The 16,828-nt window shown below is 57.0% G+C and carries 17 protein-coding genes and 1 riboswitch; of the genes, 15 read left to right on the top strand and 2 right to left on the bottom strand.

Annotated elements, in window-relative coordinates; genetic code table 11:
* The first annotated feature begins 7 nt into the window (after positions 1-7).
* From soxZ to ACLPGZ_RS02800, 9 genes are all read left to right on the top strand, one after another.
* On the top strand, positions 8-334 hold the full coding sequence (gene soxZ, locus ACLPGZ_RS02840) for a thiosulfate oxidation carrier complex protein SoxZ (protein WP_239055349.1): 327 nt from the start codon (positions 8-10) through the stop codon (positions 332-334).
* 165 nt (positions 335-499) lie between these two features.
* Positions 500-853, top strand: coding sequence for a c-type cytochrome (locus tag ACLPGZ_RS02835; RefSeq protein WP_239055348.1), 354 nt, complete (start codon positions 500-502; stop codon positions 851-853).
* A gap of 2 nt (positions 854-855) precedes the next feature.
* A complete protein-coding gene (locus ACLPGZ_RS02830; RefSeq protein ID WP_026484494.1) occupies positions 856-2,151 on the top strand; it encodes an NAD(P)/FAD-dependent oxidoreductase in 1,296 nt (431 codons plus the stop codon).
* Between the two features lie 36 nt (positions 2,152-2,187).
* Positions 2,188-3,192 (top strand): YeeE/YedE family protein, encoded by a 1,005-nt coding sequence (locus tag ACLPGZ_RS02825; protein WP_429640981.1) that lies wholly within the window; start codon positions 2,188-2,190, stop codon positions 3,190-3,192.
* Positions 3,193-3,289: 97 nt separating this feature from the next.
* Entirely contained in the window at positions 3,290-3,772 is a 483-nt protein-coding gene (locus tag ACLPGZ_RS02820) for an isochorismatase family protein (protein ID WP_371477403.1), read from the top strand.
* A 285-nt stretch (positions 3,773-4,057) separates the two neighbouring features.
* A complete protein-coding gene (locus tag ACLPGZ_RS02815; RefSeq protein ID WP_088452458.1) occupies positions 4,058-5,419 on the top strand; it encodes an SLC13 family permease in 1,362 nt (453 codons plus the stop codon).
* A gap of 581 nt (positions 5,420-6,000) precedes the next feature.
* The gene (locus ACLPGZ_RS02810; protein WP_429640980.1) at positions 6,001-7,662 is read left to right on the top strand and encodes a PepSY-associated TM helix domain-containing protein; all 1,662 of its coding nucleotides are present in this window, start codon (positions 6,001-6,003) and stop codon (positions 7,660-7,662) included.
* The gene (locus ACLPGZ_RS02805) at positions 7,659-7,955 is read left to right on the top strand and encodes a DUF3649 domain-containing protein (protein WP_060186954.1); all 297 of its coding nucleotides are present in this window, start codon (positions 7,659-7,661) and stop codon (positions 7,953-7,955) included. Before ACLPGZ_RS02810 ends, ACLPGZ_RS02805 begins: the two co-directional genes overlap by 4 nt.
* Positions 7,952-8,911, top strand: a complete 960-nt coding sequence (locus ACLPGZ_RS02800) for a DUF3325 domain-containing protein (protein WP_429640979.1) — start codon at positions 7,952-7,954, stop codon at positions 8,909-8,911. Before ACLPGZ_RS02805 ends, ACLPGZ_RS02800 begins: the two co-directional genes overlap by 4 nt.
* A 95-nt stretch (positions 8,912-9,006) precedes the next feature.
* On the opposite strand, the gene ACLPGZ_RS02795 is transcribed toward ACLPGZ_RS02800, so the two are convergent.
* A complete protein-coding gene (locus tag ACLPGZ_RS02795) occupies positions 9,007-9,432 on the bottom strand; it encodes a nuclear transport factor 2 family protein (protein ID WP_250756978.1) in 426 nt (141 codons plus the stop codon).
* 183 nt (positions 9,433-9,615) lie between these two features.
* Here ACLPGZ_RS02795 and aqpZ point away from each other — a divergent pair, with 183 nt between their 5' ends.
* The 5 genes from aqpZ (at position 9,616) to ACLPGZ_RS02770 (ending at position 13,387) form a co-directional block, all read left to right on the top strand.
* Complete coding sequence (aqpZ, locus tag ACLPGZ_RS02790; protein WP_060186952.1) at positions 9,616-10,314, top strand: aquaporin Z; 699 nt, start codon at positions 9,616-9,618, stop codon at positions 10,312-10,314.
* Between the two features lie 247 nt (positions 10,315-10,561).
* On the top strand, positions 10,562-10,981 hold the full coding sequence (locus tag ACLPGZ_RS02785; protein ID WP_115635007.1) for a lysozyme inhibitor LprI family protein: 420 nt from the start codon (positions 10,562-10,564) through the stop codon (positions 10,979-10,981).
* A gap of 4 nt (positions 10,982-10,985) precedes the next feature.
* Positions 10,986-11,924, top strand: a complete 939-nt coding sequence (locus ACLPGZ_RS02780; RefSeq protein WP_429640978.1) for a LysR substrate-binding domain-containing protein — start codon at positions 10,986-10,988, stop codon at positions 11,922-11,924.
* Between the two features lie 145 nt (positions 11,925-12,069).
* Positions 12,070-12,945 (top strand): DMT family transporter, encoded by an 876-nt coding sequence (locus ACLPGZ_RS02775; protein ID WP_088452444.1) that lies wholly within the window; start codon positions 12,070-12,072, stop codon positions 12,943-12,945.
* Between the two features lie 25 nt (positions 12,946-12,970).
* A complete protein-coding gene (locus tag ACLPGZ_RS02770; RefSeq protein WP_060186949.1) occupies positions 12,971-13,387 on the top strand; it encodes a DoxX family protein in 417 nt (138 codons plus the stop codon).
* A 63-nt stretch (positions 13,388-13,450) separates the two neighbouring features.
* Here the strand turns inward: ACLPGZ_RS02770 and ACLPGZ_RS02765 are convergent, their stop codons facing one another.
* The gene (locus tag ACLPGZ_RS02765) at positions 13,451-14,395 is read right to left on the bottom strand and encodes a rhodanese-like domain-containing protein (protein WP_060186948.1); all 945 of its coding nucleotides are present in this window, start codon (positions 14,393-14,395) and stop codon (positions 13,451-13,453) included.
* A 290-nt stretch (positions 14,396-14,685) separates the two neighbouring features.
* Positions 14,686-14,775: riboswitch (glycine riboswitch) on the top strand.
* Between the two features lie 379 nt (positions 14,776-15,154).
* On the opposite strand from ACLPGZ_RS02765, the gene ACLPGZ_RS02760 reads away from it, so the two are divergent.
* Positions 15,155-16,561 carry an amino acid permease gene (locus ACLPGZ_RS02760; protein ID WP_031232286.1) on the top strand — a complete coding sequence of 469 codons (1,407 nt, stop codon included), beginning with the start codon at positions 15,155-15,157 and terminating at the stop codon, positions 16,559-16,561.
* Positions 16,562-16,828 lie beyond the last annotated feature (267 nt).

The raw sequence follows: 16,828 nt of genomic DNA, 5'->3' as shown, positions 1-16,828 counted from the left end.
GGCACTCATGAGTAAACCACGTATCTGGATCAGCAATGCCAAGCCCAAGGCGGGCGACATTGTGCGCGTGCGCGCCCTGGTCGAACACCGTATGGAAAGCGGTCTGCGCCTGAGCAAGGAAGGCCAGGTTGTGCCGCGCAACATCATCCACGAATTCAAGGCCACCTTTAACGGCGAGCCCTTGTTCAACTGGCAGCCGGAAACAGCGATTTCCCAAAACCCGTATATTGAATTCACCTTTGTTGCACGACACTCCGGGGCTCTGGAAATGAGCTGGACGGACGATCAAGGCGCTGTCATTACCGGCCAGACGGAGCTGAGCATCAGCGACTGATTGCGGACCAGTTCCAGCCCGGCCCCCTGACCTGCCCCATTCAGCGCCCTTAACGGGCGCTGAGTTCATAACAGTGTTCTATATAGTCATACAAGGTGGGCGTAAGGGGAATGCTACGCTGAGCGTCCTTTCCTACAACGATGCACATTGACAAGAAGAATGCCCATGTCCCTCTCTCTGGTAGGTCGTCTCCTTTTTGCCCCCGCCTTGCTCGTGGCCAGCAGTGCCACCGCACCGGCCTGGGCCAGTTCCACGCAGGACATCAAAACGGTGGCCAGCTCCTGTGCGAACTGTCACGGCCCGGATGGGCGTTCCACGACCATCATTCCCTCGCTGGCTGGCCGCCCCGAAGCGGTGTTGCTGGAGCAACTGCGCGCCTTTGCCTCCGATACGCCTCCGGCTGGCACCACCATCATGAGTCGCCTGGTCAAAGGCTACCAGGATGCGGATCTGGAAGCCCTGGCACGTTATTTCTCTGCAGTCTCCTCCACCCCTCGCAGCGTTGCGGAAGGACGTTAAGAATGAGCACCCCCTTGAACTCCTCCCGTCGCCAGTGGCTGAGCCGTGTCGGTAAAACCAGTGTGGCTGGTCTGGCCTTGAGCACCCTGCCTGTGTACGCGCGCAGCAGCTCGGCCCATGTCGTTGTGGTCGGTGGCGGCTTTGGCGGTGCAACCGCTGCCCGTTACTTGAAGCGCGGTGATCCATCCCTGAAAGTCACCTTGATTGAACCGGCCACCACCTTTTACACCTGCCCGTTCACCAATCTGTATCTGGCCGGCTTGCGCCGTTTTGAACAGCAGGGCCACGGCTTTGATGATTTGCGCGCAGCCGGTATCGATGTCATTCACGACCTGGCCACTGCGGTCGACTCCCAGGCCAAAACCCTGACCTTGGCCAAGGGCCAGAAGCTGTCTTACGACAAGCTGCTGCTCTCACCCGGTATTGATTTTCGCTGGAACACGCTGGAAGGCTATGACGAAGCCGCTTCCTTGCTGGCCCCGCACGCCTGGAAAGCGGGCGATCAAACCCGTTTGCTGAAAAGTCAGCTGGATGCCATGCCCGACGGCGGCACCTTCATTATGGTAGCCCCCGAAAACCCCTTCCGCTGCCCGCCCGGCCCTTACGAGCGCGCCAGCATGGTGGCTCATTACTTCAAGCAGAACAAACCCAAATCCAAGATCCTGATTCTGGATGCCAAAGACAGCTTCTCCAAACAGGGCCTGTTCCAGGATGGCTGGAAACAAGTCTATGGCGACATGATCGAATGGGTGCCCTTCTCCAAAGACGGCAAAGTCACGCGCGTGGATGCCGCCAAGCTGAGCGTGGAAACCGAGTTTGGCGAGATCCACAAAGCCGATGTGCTGAACGTGATCCCGCCACAAAAAGCCGGAGCCATTGCCGAACAGGCCGGTGTCACCAACGCCAGCGGCTGGGTGCCAATTGACCCGCATACCTTCGAGTCCGAACAGGTCAAGGACATCTATGTGGTGGGCGATGCCACCATTGCCTCACCCATGCCCAAGTCCGGTTTCTCTGCCAATACGCAAGCCAAGCTGGCAGCGGCTGCCATCATTAATGCCTTGAGCGGCAAGCCTGCGCCACAGGCCACACTGAGCAATACCTGCTACAGTTTGATCGCTCCCGACTATGGCATTTCTGTGGGGCACTTGTACGCCTTTGCCGATGACAAGCTGGCTGAAGCGTCCGGCGGGGTCAGCCCTAAAGAAGCCAGCCCGGCCTTTCGCAAGCAGGAAGCCCAGTATGGCGAGGCCTGGTATGCCGCGATCAGTCGCGACATCTGGGGCACCAAAGGCTAAGTGGTTCCAACCCGGTCCTAACATCCAGCGCACATGATGAATACAGAACTTGTACTGTGGGTCAGCTTGGCCATTGGCCTGCTCTTTGGCATTAGTGGCCAGCTCAGTGGTTTTTGCTTTTATCGTGGCTTGACCGAGCGCTGGTCCGGGCGTAGCGGCTACAAGCTTCAGGGCTTTGCCCTGGCGCTGGCCGTGGCCCTGGCCGGGACACAACTGGCGGCGGGCTACGGGCTGATCAGTCTGGACAAGGTCCTGTACCTGAACCCCACTTTCTCCTGGCTGCTGGTGCCGCTTGGAGGTGTGCTCTTTGGGGCAGGCATGACCCTAGCTAATGGCTGCGGCGCCCGAGCTCTGGTTCTGTTGGGACAGGGAAATCTGCGCTCCTTTGTCGTCGTGCTTTGTCTGGGTATCGCCGCCTATGTCACCTTGACGGGCCTGCTGGCGCCGCTGCGCATGAGCATCGCCCAAGCCAGCAGTGTCACCTTGCCCGCAGCGACCCTGTCCGAGGGTCCCCTCCGCTCTATGGTGATTGCCCTCCTCGTCGCCGCCCTGATCGTTTTTGCCTTACTGCGTCGCCAGGACGGCCAACGCCTCAATGACCTGCTGGCCGGAGGATTTGTAGGGCTGCTGATTGTGGCAGGCTGGCTGACTACCGGCTGGCTGGGCGATGATCCCTTCGAGCCTTTACCCGTCAGCTCGCTGAGCTTTGTCGCCCCGATTGGGGAAAGCATTCAATACGCCATGATCTCCACCGGCATGAGCCCGCGCTTTACCATCATGATTGTGGTGGGTGTGGTGGCCGGCTCCTTGCTGAGCGCCCTGCTGCGTCGCCGCTGGAAGCTGGAAGGTTTTGAGTCGCCCCACCACATGCTGCGCTCCATGGCAGGCGGTACCTTGATGGGCGTAGGTGGCGTGCTGGCCCTGGGCTGCACCATAGGCCAGGGCTTAAGCGGTCTGTCTACCTTGTCGGCCACCTCCTTGCTGACAGTGCTGGGCATTATCGTCGGTGCACGCCTGACCTGGGCTCGCCCAAGCGCCTGACTCCGTGTTTCAATAAGGGCTTGATTGACGGTGCTTCAGAAGGCCCAGGCGAGCTCCGGCTGACATTCGCTGAAGCACTCTTACCGAGCCCACTGCAATGCGACAGATCCTCCTTGTTGTCGATGTGCAAAGCTGCTTTTCACCGCCCCCCTGGCTGATCGACGGCATTAATGCCCTGAGCACCCGCCTGCCTTGCGCGGCCTTGATTGAACTGCACGACGAGTCTCAAACCCCTTTTTCCAATCAGCTAGGCTGGTGTCCGCCGCGCAGCGATCGCTGTCTGGTCGATGCCAAACAAATCTTCATCAAGCACGGCTACGCCCCCAGCCCCGCTGCAATGGAATATTTGCAGCAATGTCAGGCTGATCGCATTCTGGTCTGCGGCATTCAAACCGATACCTGCGTGCTGGCTGCCGGGTTTGCCTTGTTTGATGCCGGGCTGCACCCCACCCTGATTACGGATCTGACGGTTGGCTCGTCCCTGGATCGCTCCGGCGAGCTGGGTATCAAATTGTGGAAACATCACTTCGGGAGCACGATCCACAGCAGCGAACTACTGGCTGAACTGGACCGGCAGTAATCACGCGCATGGGCGGGTAAAGCCGGACTTGGCTCAGCAACCCAAAGGTAGCGCCCACACGCGTCAAGCCACTACTCTGCAGCGAACCGCTCATCAAATCCGCCCCCCTGTTCTCTCTGCTGCATCAGACAAATGCTGATTGAACATTCAACCATCACGCCCCTGATTAATCATTACGTTTAGCGTAATCATTCACCCATAAGCTTTATTGATAGCCCTATACCGCCACTGATATGGTCGTTTCCAGAAACCTGCAAAAGGTTCAATTACAAGGAGACGAGACATATGCATTGGCTATCCATTGCCGTATTAGGAGGCATGTTCGTACTGGCGACCGCCCTACCCATCAATATGGGGCTGATTGCTTTTGTAGGCGCTTTTCTGGTGGGCACGCTGGTGGCGGGCATGGGCGCCAAGGAAATCATGGGCGGCTTTCCGGCTGACCTGTTTCTAACACTGGCCGGTATTACCTATTTGTTCGCTCTGGCTCAGAACAATGGCACGATCAACTGGCTGGTCAGCATGGCCGTTCGAGCCGTGCGTGGCCGCATCGCCGCCATTCCCTGGATCATGTTTCTGATCACGGCCGCATTGACCGCTGTGGGTGCCGTCAGCCCGGCCGCCGTTGCCATCATTGCCCCGATTGCGCTGGGCTTTGCCCGCCAGTACGGCATCAACCCGCTCTTGATGGGTTTGCTGGTGATTCATGGCGCCCAAGGGGGCGGCTTCTCCCCCATCAGTATTTACGGTGGCATCACCAACCGTGTGGTCAGCGCCGCCGGTTTGCCCTTGAATGAAATGGCCACCATGATGGCCAGCCTGAGCATCAACCTGGCCGTATCCATTTTGCTATTCGTGTGGATGGGCGGTTTGAGGCTGATGCGTCAGAAAGTGGACTTAAGTTCGGCAGACGTAAACGTTGCCCGCGTAGCCCATGGCTCGGGTGGCCCGCAAGTATTTGGCGACGCTGAAGCCGAAGCCTTTGGTGAAGAGCGCAAGACCGCCCGGAAAAGCCCCGATGCCCTGGTCGAAGCCGGTAATGGTGCCAACGAGGCCCCCCAATGGTATCGCGTTCTTACCTTGGTCGGCCTGTTCATCCTGGCCGTGCTGACTTTGTTTTTCAAACAGGATATTGGCTTTACCTCGATCACCATCGGTCTGGTACTGACCTTGATGGCCCCCAATCTGCAAAAACGCGCACTGGGCCAAGTGTCCTGGCCTGAAATCATGCTGATTGTGGGTGTCAGCACCTATGTGGGCGTGATGGAATCCATGGGCACGATTGATTTTGTCGGCCATAGTGTTGCCCAGCTGACCTCTCCCTTGATGGCGGCCTTGCTGCTGCTTTTTGTGGGCGCGGTCGTGTCGGCGTTTGCCTCCTCCACCGCCGTGCTGGGCTCGCTGATTCCGCTGGCGGTGCCCTTTCTGCAAGGCGATGGCGGCGTGGGGCCGGTGGGCTTTATTGCGGCTATGGCCGTATCCTCCACCATTGTGGACGTCAGCCCCTTTTCCACCAATGGCGCACTGGTACTGGCCAATGCCCAGGGAGTGTCGCGTGATGCCTTCTTCCGTCAGCTATTGCTGTACGGTGCTGCCGTCACGGTTATTGCCCCAGTCGTCGTCTGGCTGCTGTTTGTGGTGCTCTAAAACTCCCGGCGAAGCAGAAATCCAGCTGGCCCCGGCACTTTGCTAGCCGGGGCCTTTTTGATGAGGATTCTGACCTCATCAACCGGCAGTTAACGCTCTCTGGTCCAACTGCATAGACCATAAGATTTGCTAGTGGCGTGGAATGCCTGCAAGGCATATTCCCTTCTGCCTCATCCCGGCGTTCAGCCCTCAGCCCGGAACCGACAAGATTTATTCCCGCCCGAGTCTCACCAGCTCATCGCCCCGCCTCCCTCTCAACCGCGTTTTTCCCTATGGAAAACGCCAAAACAGCTATGGCGCCGCATTAATTTCTGAATAAAGCCTTGAAAGCTGGAAATTCCCAACACCGAAATGAGAATGATTGCTATTATTCTGCCGTTGTTTCAAGCCTGATGCCCTCTTCCCCTCTCTGTCACCAAGAACTTGCTTACTGAAAAGCGAAGCTTGCGTGATGAGCGCAGCGTACAAGAATGGCGGACTCAATCCGTCACCCACCGTTGCCAAGCAAGCACGGCTTTTCTCGGTTTAATGATCATCAATCCAGCATCCGGAGACGGTGTTGTAGTAGGAGGCGCGTCAGCGTGAAAGAGTCATTTCGCCAATGTATGGCATGGCTGCATACCTGGGTCGGTCTGGTGGTGGGCTGGATCCTGTTTTTCGTCTTCGTCACTGGCACGGCTGGCTATGTGGACGATGAAATCACTCGCTGGATGGAGCCGGAGCGCCCCTTGCCCATGCAAGTCCTGCCCGAGCAATCCAGCCAGATGCTGGATAAGGCCCTGACGCAGTTGCAAGCGCATGCCCCGGCAGAGTCCAAAGCCTGGACCATTACCCTGCCGCATCAAGCCCTGAACCCGCGTGCCACGCAAGGGCTGTCCATTGCCTGGGAAGAAATGCCCCAGCCCGGTCAACGCGGCCGTCGCGGGGGTGAAGAACTGGACCCTGTCACCGGCCAGATTCAGCCGGAAGTGGAACCCCGCGCAACTGCTGGTGGCACCGGCCTGTACCGCATGCATTACGCCTTGCACTACCTCCCCTATCCGGTCGCTATCTGGCTGGTCGGTATCTGTACCATGCTGATGCTGCTGGCCGTGATTACGGGCGTGGTGACTCACAAGAAAATCTTCACCGACTTTTTCACCTTCAGGCCCGGCAAGGGGCAGCGTTCCTGGCTGGACGCGCACAATATCGTCAGCGTCATGTCCCTGCCCTTTTTCCTGATGATTACCTATACGGGCCTGATTTTTTTCATGTCCATCTACATGCCGACCGGACGAGAAGTCATATACGGCGCGACAGAAGAAGGACGGCAGGCTTACTTCCAGGATATTCGTCAGCAAAAACGCGACTTCCTGCCCGTGAGCATGCCGCAGGCTCCCCTGGGCCAGATGATGCACAGCGCAGAACAAGCCTGGGGCAAGAACAGCATTGCCTCGGTGCAGATTACCCATCCGGCAGATAGCCAAGCCTATGTAGAACTGCGTCGCACCGGCGTCACGGGCGTGTACTGGACCCGTGCCGAGACCCTGCGCTTTAACGCCTCTGATGGCAGCCTCATGGAGCCGGAGGACAATAGCAATGTCACCGGAGACACTCACCGCGTGCTACTGGCCCTGCATGAAGGTGTGTTTGCCGAATGGTGGTTGCGCTGGCTGTACTTTATTTCAGGCTTGCTGGGCTGCGCCGTCATTGGGACAGGTCTGGTGCTGTGGACGGTAAAGCGTCGTACCCAGCATCAAAAACGCAAGGCCAAAGCCGCCCCGCTTAGCGCATCCGAGCGTTTTGATGCCGCTGGCCTGCGTTTAGTAGAAATCCTGAATGCCGGAACTCTGGCCGGTTTGCCCTTGGGACTGGCGGCCTACTTCTGGGCCAACCGCCTTTTGCCTGTGAATATGGCCGACCGCGCCGCCTGGGAGTTTCATGCTCTGTTCCTGGTCTGGGGCTGGTCCTTCCTGTATGCCTCCTGGCGACCATTAAAACGCGCCTGGCTGGAACTGTTGTACCTGACAGCCGCCGCCTACGCCTTGATTCCTGTCCTGAACCTGCTGACGACCGACCGCCACCTGGGTGTCACCGTCATCCATGGTGACTGGGGCCTGGCAGGCTTTGACCTGACCATGTTTGGCCTGGCCGCTATCTTTGTCTATATCGCCATCAAAATGAAACGCAAATGGCACATTGCCAGCCTGCCTAAAAAAGCCGCTGCCCCGGCCAGCTTGCAAACTGCGGGAGTGAACGGATGAGTGGACTGACTTCCCGCTACCGCCTGCAAGTGCTCTCGCGCATTGTGGCGGCCACTGTCGGCGGTTACGCCCTGGCAGCCGCCGCTACGGTGTTGCTGACCTTGCTCTGGCCTCTGCCTAAAGCCCAGGCCGTTCTGGCAGCGAATATGTTGAGCTTTGTCTGGTACACCATCGCCGTGATGTGGGTGTTCAGCACTAAAAGTGCCACTCGCGCTTGGGTGGGTATGGTTCTACCGACGGCTTTGATCGCCTTGCTGAGCGTTCTGTTGATGCCTGCAGGAGTGCTGCCATGAGCAATACCAGTCTGTGGCTGAATCTGGCCGTTTTTATCATCAGCCTGGTGGGCTTTATCTGCCTGGCTTTGGCCAGTGATCGCCAGGGGGAATTCCTGCTGCATCGCATGCCCAGCGAGAAGGAAAGGCGGATCTTTCGTCTGCTCGGCTGGCCCTTGCTGGCTGTGGCTTTAGCTCTATGCTGGCAAGGCTGGGGCTGGAGCATGGGCACCGTTGCCTGGCTGGGTTGGCTGACCATGGCCGGTGCCGGGTTGACCTTTTACTTGCCCTGGTGGCCTTGGCAGGAAAAGAAACCTGTGCGGGCCAAACCTGCACCAGTTGCGAAGGCAGCGCCTAAAGCGGTTGGAGCGGACAACACTGCATCGACATCAAATGACGCTGTAGCTGGGAAAAATGGAGTGGCGGCGGCAAATTCAAGCGCTGCTTCAACTAGCGCTACACACACAGAACCTGCTCACGCTGGAACGGCACCAACAACATCACGGTTTTCCACACGTCGCCTGGTTTTTGTCAGCGGCCTTTTGGCCATCCCTGCCGCCTTCATGATTTATCTGGCGCAACAAGGCCCCGAGCCTGTGTTTGGCAACCATGCCCTGCAAGGCCAGATTGGCCCCTGGTCGTTTGCTCTGGCTGAGATGAATAACAAAGCCCCCATCAGCGGGCCCACCGGCGCTCATCGCAAAGCATTTCAGATTCGCTTTTGCCAGGCCTGCGACCCACATATACGCCGCGCCTATCTGCAAGTGAGCAAGCCCGAGCCTATGCCTGCGCCCCGTCAAGCTTTCAGCAACACGCGCTGGACACGAGCGGTAGAAATCGTCATTCCGCCCAATAGCGAACTGGAACATCAACTATGGCTAACCGTGGAAGCCAAGAGTGGAGAGATCTACCATCAGGCTTTTGATTTCCACCAGGTATCCCCCATGACGGCGGCATTCATCCAGCAACAGCCGTAAGCGCGATCCGAATAGAAAGGGCCAAGATTGAACCGCCCCCCGAGTGTTGAACAACAATTCACGCTTTGGTGGGCCATTCAAATTCCAACCCTTTTTTATTCCTGGGCAACGCGGGTTCCTTGATGAAACACCATCTGCCAACGCCCCTGACTCTGCTTCCAGATGGAGCTGCGCAAGGACTGCTGCGGCTTTTCATCACCTGATACCTCACACACATAAGTCGCCAGGACGACATCCTCTGACAGGATGGTCAGCTTGAAGTTGCTGAGGTGGCGCTGCACAAAATCCTGTTCAGGCAGATCGCCTAGCACTTCTGCTCTACCCCACGCCGCGCCTCTGGCTCCGAACTCTACAAACTCGTCGGCCAGTAAAGCGCCAAGCGCCGCCACGTCCTGACGAGTGGCACGCTCAAACAGGCGCTCCTCAAGAGACAGGATCAAGGATTCAAGGGAATGAGGCACGTGAATGTGGGGGACTTGGGAGTGATATTCAGCGTCAGAATCGTCAACACAATTCTTCATAAACCAGACAAAATCCTACACCTGACACAAGCCGCCACGCCACCGATATTTCTCACATTTACTATAAAAAAACACCACCCTAAACAAAGGAAAATTTTTGACAGTTGTTTTCCTTTCAAGCACTTAGCGCTTCCCGCTTATCGCTAGAATCCAGCCGTGTTAAATGACTAACAGGGCAATATCATGTCTTTATTAAAACGATGCACCGCAGAAACGCTGGGCACTTTCTGGCTGGTCTTTGGGGGCTGCGGGAGTGCGATCTTTGCCGCTGCCTACCCTGAACTGGGGATTGGTTTTGCCGGGGTAGCCCTGGCCTTTGGTCTGACTTTGCTGACCATGTGCTATGCCATCGGCAATATCTCTGGTTGTCACATCAACCCGGCTGTCACGCTGGGCCTGGTCGCTGGGGGACGCTTCCCCGCTCGTGATGCCATTCCCTACATCATTGCCCAGGTTCTCGGCGGTCTGCTGGCCGGCGGTGTTCTGTACCTGATCGCCAGCGGCAAAACCGGCTTTGATCCCGTGGCAGGTTTTGCCTCCAACGGCTTTGGCGAGCACTCGCCCGACAACTACAGCCGCAACGCAGCCCTGATCGCAGAAATTGTGCTGACCGCCTTCTTCCTGTTCATCATCATGGGCGCCACCCACAAGCGTGGTCACGCTGGCCTGGCAGGCGTAGCCATTGGTCTGGCACTGACTTTGATTCACCTGATCAGCATCCCTATCACCAACACTTCCGTGAACCCTGCGCGTTCTACCGGCGTGGCCTTCTTCCAGGGCACCTGGGCCATGGAGCAGCTGTGGCTGTTCTGGGTGGCTCCCTTGATTGGGGGGGTGATCGGCGCGCTGGTGTATCGCTTTCTGCACGCCAACGACGAGTAAGCTGCGCTAACTCCTGCTGGCAGGACCCTTGAGCCGCATTGGCTTGAATCGAGCATATGGCCCGTTCAAGACAATGCGGCTCAATGCTATTTATGGACCCCAGTTGTCACCCTGCAAAGCACCAGGCTTGTCGCGCTTCTGTAGTAGGATTTACACCCTGCCCCAAGCAAAGAGGCAGTACGCGCTGCACCTGGCGACTCAACCCAGACTCATACGCTTATCAACGCCCGCAAACCCGGAGAACCCCATGAAAAAAGCATTGAATACCGGCCTGATCGCTTTAGGACTGAGCTTGATGGCAAGCGCCTCTTCCGTTCAGGCAGCCGACTGCGACAGCATGAGCAATCAAAATGCCATGAACCAGTGCTTTAGCAACGAGTACAAGAACTCGGACGCCGAACTGAACAAGCTCTACAAGGAAATCAGCCATCGTCTGAAAGATGATGCCGATACCCTCAAAGCCTTGCGCAACGCCCAACGGGCCTGGATCAGCTTCAGGGATGCAGAATGCGACTTTGCAGCGATCAACACCGAGGGCGGCAGCATTCACTCCATGCTGATCACCACATGCCGGAATGAATTGACCCAGGCCCGTATCAAGAACCTCAACACCTACCTGTCCTGCGAAGAAGGCGATATGAGCTGCCCGGTTCCACCGGCCATGTAATGACATGCCCGACACCAAACACCCATCCACGCGCGATTTGAACGACCTTTACTACTTTGTACAGGTCGTGGACCACGGAGGATTTGCACCGGCCGGACGGGCTTTGGGCATCCCGAAATCCAAGCTCAGCCGACGCATCACCTTTCTGGAAGAATCCCTGGGTGTGCGTTTGATCCAGCGGTCCAGCCGCCATTTCAGCGTCACGGAAATTGGCCAGATGTACTACCAGCGCTGTGTAGCCATGCTGGTGGAGGCCGACTCCGCTCAGGACATCATCGAGCGCCATCGCAGCGAGCCGCAAGGCTCAGTACGCATCAGTTGCCCCCTGGCTTTGCTGGACTACGGCGTCAATGAATTGCTGGCCCGCTATATGGCGGCCTATCCGCAGGTCAAGCTGGAAGTGGAAAGCACCAACCGCCGCGTGGACGTGATTCGCGAAGGCTTTGATGTGGCCTTGCGCGTCCGCTTCCCTCCTTTGGAAGACAGCGGTCTGGTGATGAAAGTCCTGGGCGAGAGTACACAGTATCTGGTTGCCAGCCCGGCCCTGATCGAACGCATGGGCGGGCTGCCCAAGCTGGACCAGTTAGGTAGCTGGCCTGCCTTGAGCGACGAGCATCTGCAACGCAATCCCTCCTGGCAACTGCAAACCGCAGAAAACACCCTGATGGAAGTCCCCTATCAACCCCGGCTGGTCTGTGACGACCGCATGACTTTGCTGCAATCAGCCTTGCAGGGAATTGGCGTCGTTCAGATGCCGGCCATGCTGATCGCTCCGTACATGCAGGACGGCAGACTGGTAGATGTGGCCCCCGGCTGGAACCCCCGCTCCGGCGTGGTACATGCCGTCTTTCCTTCACGCCGAGGCCTGGTGCCTGCGGTACGCGCTCTGCTGGATTTTCTGGGCCAGGAGTTCGTCACTATTTTGCATACGCCCGCCCCCTGAATCCCTGCTGCAAATTACCCAAAGCCTGCTTGCAAGCAGTCGTTCTAATTATGGAACGCTGATGGCCATATTCTTATCTATTCAAGCCATCGTTGCACTCCTATAGTCTCTTCATCACACTATTCATGATGGGGAGTACATCAACATGAACGCCAAAATGGCTGCGGCTACCGCCGCTATTCTCTGGGGCTTTACCTACATTCTGACCACAACCTGGTTGCCACCTAATCCCTTGTTCCTGGCTGCTGTCCGGGCGCTGGGAGGCGCCATCGTCCTGCTGGCATTGGTACGCAGCCTGCCGCCCCGTGCCTGGTGGGGGCGCCTGGCCGTGCTGGGCACCCTGAACACCGGCCTGTTCTTTGGCCTGTTCTTTATCGCTGCCACCCGTCTGCCCGGTGGCGTGGCCGCCATCTTCCAGGCGCTGACACCGCTGGCCACCATCTTTATCGCCTGGGGCATTTTGCGTGCTCGCCCTGCCCTGACGCGGATTGGAGCCGTTCTCTTGGGTGCGCTGGGCGTGTCGCTGGTTGTCCTGTCCAGCAATGCCACTCTGGATCTGATCGGCATTGCCGCCGCTTTGGGCAGCATGTTGTCCATTGCGACGGGCGGGGTCTTGATGAACAAATGGGGTGCGCCACCTATCCCTTTGCTGGGTTTTACCGGCTGGCAGCTCTTGATTGCCGGTGTGGAACTGAGTGTGGTTGTGCTGCTGACGCAGGACATTCCAAGCCAGCTTATCCCTGTGCATTGGCTGGGCCTGTTTCTGCTGGCAACTGTACTGACGGCTGGTCCCTTCGCGCTATGGTTCAGTGCCATCAAGCAACTGGGCGCCGTCACCGTTGCCCCCTTCATGCTGCTGGTGCCTGTGACCGCTTTTATTCTGGACGCGCTGATCAAGGGCATCTGGCCCACCACGCTGCAACTGGTGGGAGTGGCACTGGTCATGGGTGGACTGGTCTTGAGCCAGCAAACACTGACCGTCGCACGCTCCACGCTGGAAGCATCTGTCCACAAGCCCTGAACGCCCCACCCAAGGAGGAGGCATCATGAACCACGTCATACAAGAATTACTGCGTTCACGAGTGTATTTTGTACTGGCTACTCTGCTCCTGACCTACATTTTCTGGTGGAGCGGTGTGAATAAGGTTTGGGACTTCAGCGCTGCAAAAAAGGAAATGGCCCACTTCGGACTGGAGCCCCAGGCTTTATTCGCCGTGCTGACTATCACAGTTCAATTGCTGGGCAGCTGGCTGATTATCAGCGCGAGTCGCCTAGCCTGGTTGGGAGCGCTGATGCTGAGTGTCTTTACTTTGTCCACGATTCCCCTGGCGCATCGGTTTTGGGAAATGCAGGGCTTGGAAGCCTTTCTGGAACAAGCTCTGGTGCAGGACCATATCAGTGTGATCGGCGGACTGGCGGTGGCCGCCGCTTTGGCTCATGCTTACCGGCAGGTGCGCCGGTAAGCGCGATATCAAGCGTTCTTCTTGCAAAAACGGCAGACATGGTTTGATGTCTGCCGTTTTCCTTTACAGGGCCGGTTCGGGCTGATCAGGGTCGCGCTGTATATCAAAACCAGCGGCCCGCCAGGCTTCCAATCCGCCTTCCAAAGGGCGCACCCGACTATAGCCACTTTGCAGCAAGCGTTTGGACACCAAGGCTGCGGACACCTCATTGGGGCAATCGCAATACACAATAATTTCCCCGTCGGTAATCAAATTCAGCGTGGCCTCACCCAAAGCCAGACTGATCGCCCCCGGAATACGTCCTTGCGCCTGCATCAGGGTCGAACGCACATCCACAATCGTGGGGGGCGTGTCCGAGGACAGCATCTGATGCAACTCTTGCACGCTGACACGCTCCATGCACAAGGATTTCATGAAGCGATGGCGCTGCCACCACTTTCTGGCAATGAATACCGCCAAAGCCAGTGCCAACAGGATTCCACCCACCACCCCCAGACTGATCAGCACATTCAGCAGCTCATCCACCGCCGAGCTGAACAAGGAGCCCAGGAACACGGCAGAGCCGGCCCAGACCGTAGCCCCGATGATGTCGTAAAGCAGGAAGCTTCTTCTGGGCGTTCCCACCGTACCGGCCAACACACTGGCAATGGAAGCAAAGCCGGGTATGAACTTGGCCACCATCAAGGACGGTGCCCCCCAACGCATATAAATGGATTCGGTCTGCCGAATACAGGAGTCCGGCGACAGTGAAATTTTGCACAGCAAAGCCAGCAATTTGCCACCATAGCGTCGCCCAGCCAGATACCAGCCGTAATCCGCAATCATCGCGCCCAGCACGGCAAAACCCAGCAAGCCCCACAGGCTATAACCACCGGACTCGTGCAAGGCACCCGTTACCACCAACACCGGATAGGCCGGCACCGGCGCCCCTGCCTGCTCCACCAGGACATTGAAAAACACGATCAACAGACCGTGTTGCTCGATAAGTTGCAGAATCGATTCGACCATATTGCGAGGTACAAAAATTGCCAGACAGCCGATATTGTAGGCTGGTGTCGGCCGATTTCTGTTTCAACGCTAAAGCTTTACGGCATAGCTTCCATGCAAAAAACACGGTCCCTTTCAAGGGCATCTGGCCAGACTCGACGCCGCTACTTTCATCACGCCCCTGCACTATCCCCGAGGCTGGCTCTGCAGCCACAAAACCGCTCAACAAACAAGAACTATTCTCATTAAAAGCCTACAGGTTAACGCTAGTAGTCATCGCTTTTTACCTGTCTATACAATAGCGGCGTCAATAACGGTTCAGGTGAGAGTCTTCACTTTGATGAAGCGCCGACGGAGCAACGACCCCGGAATCTCTCAGGCAAAAGAATCCTGAACCTTTGACCATCTGGAGAGAGGCACACCCGTGCCCACCGAAGGGGACCATCGCGAACCGATGGATAAGCTCTCAGGTAAACGGACAGAGGGGGTACAGAGGCCATATGGCCTGTGTTCACCTATTCGTCCGGAGCCTATTTATGAGCAGATAGTCAGGCGCCTTTTCTGGCCGCCTGGCATACCACATCCCTATTCCCATTTTTAATCGCACACAGGTCTGTTTTGACATTTCATGTCGTCAGAACAAGGAGGACTGCTGTGCGCTCCTCAGCTTAATTTAGATCGGCATCAAGAAAACCGTCCTTGAGGACGGGTTGTGCCCTTTGTTTTCTCGCAGCACAGTCATAATTACGCATTTGAACGAAAAAAAATTAGGAGAACAGTGTGTCTCAGCAACATTCATCTGGACTGCAGCGCTCGTTGAAAAACCGGCACCTGCAACTGATAGCAATTGGAGGCGCTATCGGTACAGGGCTATTTATGGGCTCAGGCCGCACCATTAGCCTGGCCGGACCCTCGGTCTTGTTTACCTACATGATCATTGGGTTCTTTTTATTCTTTGTTATGCGGGCGATGGGGGAATTGCTCCTGCATAACCTGGAATACAAATCTTTTGTGGATTTCTCCGCCGATATTCTCGGGCCCACCATGGGTTACTTTCTGGGCTGGAGTTATTGGTTCTGCTGGGTGGTGATTGGTATTGCGGATATTGTCGCCATTACCGGCTATACCCAGTTCTGGTGGCCGGACATTCCGCTCTGGTTACCCGGCCTGGCGTGTATCGCCTTCTTGCTGATCTTTAACCTGCTGTCGGCCAAATTGTTTGGCGAGCTGGAGTTCTGGTTTGCCCTGGTCAAGATCATCGCCATTGTGGCTCTGATTGGTGTGGGTGCTTACCTGCTGTTCACCGGCTTTGTAGGCCCAACCGGCGAAAAAGCCAGCCTGACCCACTTGTGGGATCGCGGCGGCATGTTCCCCAATGGCCTGCATGGTTTCTTCGCCGCCTTCCAGATCGCCATCTTTGCCTTCGTAGGGATCGAGCTGGTGGGTACGGCCTCGGCTGAAACGGCTGACCCTGCCAAGAACCTGCCCAAAGCCATCAACAAGATTCCCGTTCGCGTGATTGTGTTTTACGTGCTGGCCCTGACCGCCATCATGACCGTCACCCCCTGGGATATTGTGGCGCCCAACAAGAGCCCGTTTGTAAACATGTTCTTGCTGATTGGCGTGGGTGCAGCAGCAGCCATCATCAACTTTGTGGTGCTGACCTCGGCCCTGTCGTCCGCCAACAGCGGCATGTTCTCGACCGGTCGCATGTTGTACGGTCTGTCCAAGAACAAGCTGGCTCCAGAGGCATTCAGCCAGTTGTCGCGTAACGGCACTCCCCGTAATGGTCTGATCTATTCTTGCGCCCTTTTGCTGTCCAGCCTGTTCCTGCTTTACGCAGAAGGCGACGTAATGCGTGTGTTCACCATTGTGACCACCGTGGCCAGCATCTGCTTTATCTTTGTCTGGGCCGTGATTCTGATCACCTACCTGAAGTACCGTCGCATTCGTCCTGAGGCCCATGCCGCATCGAGCTACAAAATGCCCTTTGCGATTCCCATGTGCTACCTGACCCTGGCGTTCTTTGCCTTTGCGCTGTACCTGTTCAGCCAAGAAGAAGAAACCCTGATCGGCCTGATGGCTACGCCATTCTGGTTCCTGGCCTTGTTCATCTGCCTGCCTTTCTACAAGAAACGCATGAAGCAAGATCTGGCCCTGGGTCTGGCCGCGCAAAACATGCGCTAAGTTGTTGAAGTACACGGCACGGCTCTACCCGGAGCCGTGCTGATGCAGTCGGGTCTGGCCACGTTCTACACAACTTGGCTGGCACACACTGGCAACACTCCACCTTGCTGTCCCTGGACAGCAGATCTGGAACGAGGCTGGAGCCCGGCCGCAAAAAGCCACCCAAACGGGTGGCTTTTTTCATGCTCATTGTCGCCCCGAAAGTCTGGCTTTCACCTTCAGGCCCAGCACGATTTCCCAAGAAAATCACCCTTATTTACGCCTTAT

This window comes from Alcaligenes sp. Me129, from assembly GCF_050487245.1.
In the GTDB taxonomy this organism is placed as follows: Bacteria; Pseudomonadota; Gammaproteobacteria; order Burkholderiales; family Burkholderiaceae_B; genus Alcaligenes; species Alcaligenes phenolicus.
Note: the sequence above shows the minus strand (reverse complement) of the source record. Positions and strands in the feature narration are given on the sequence as shown.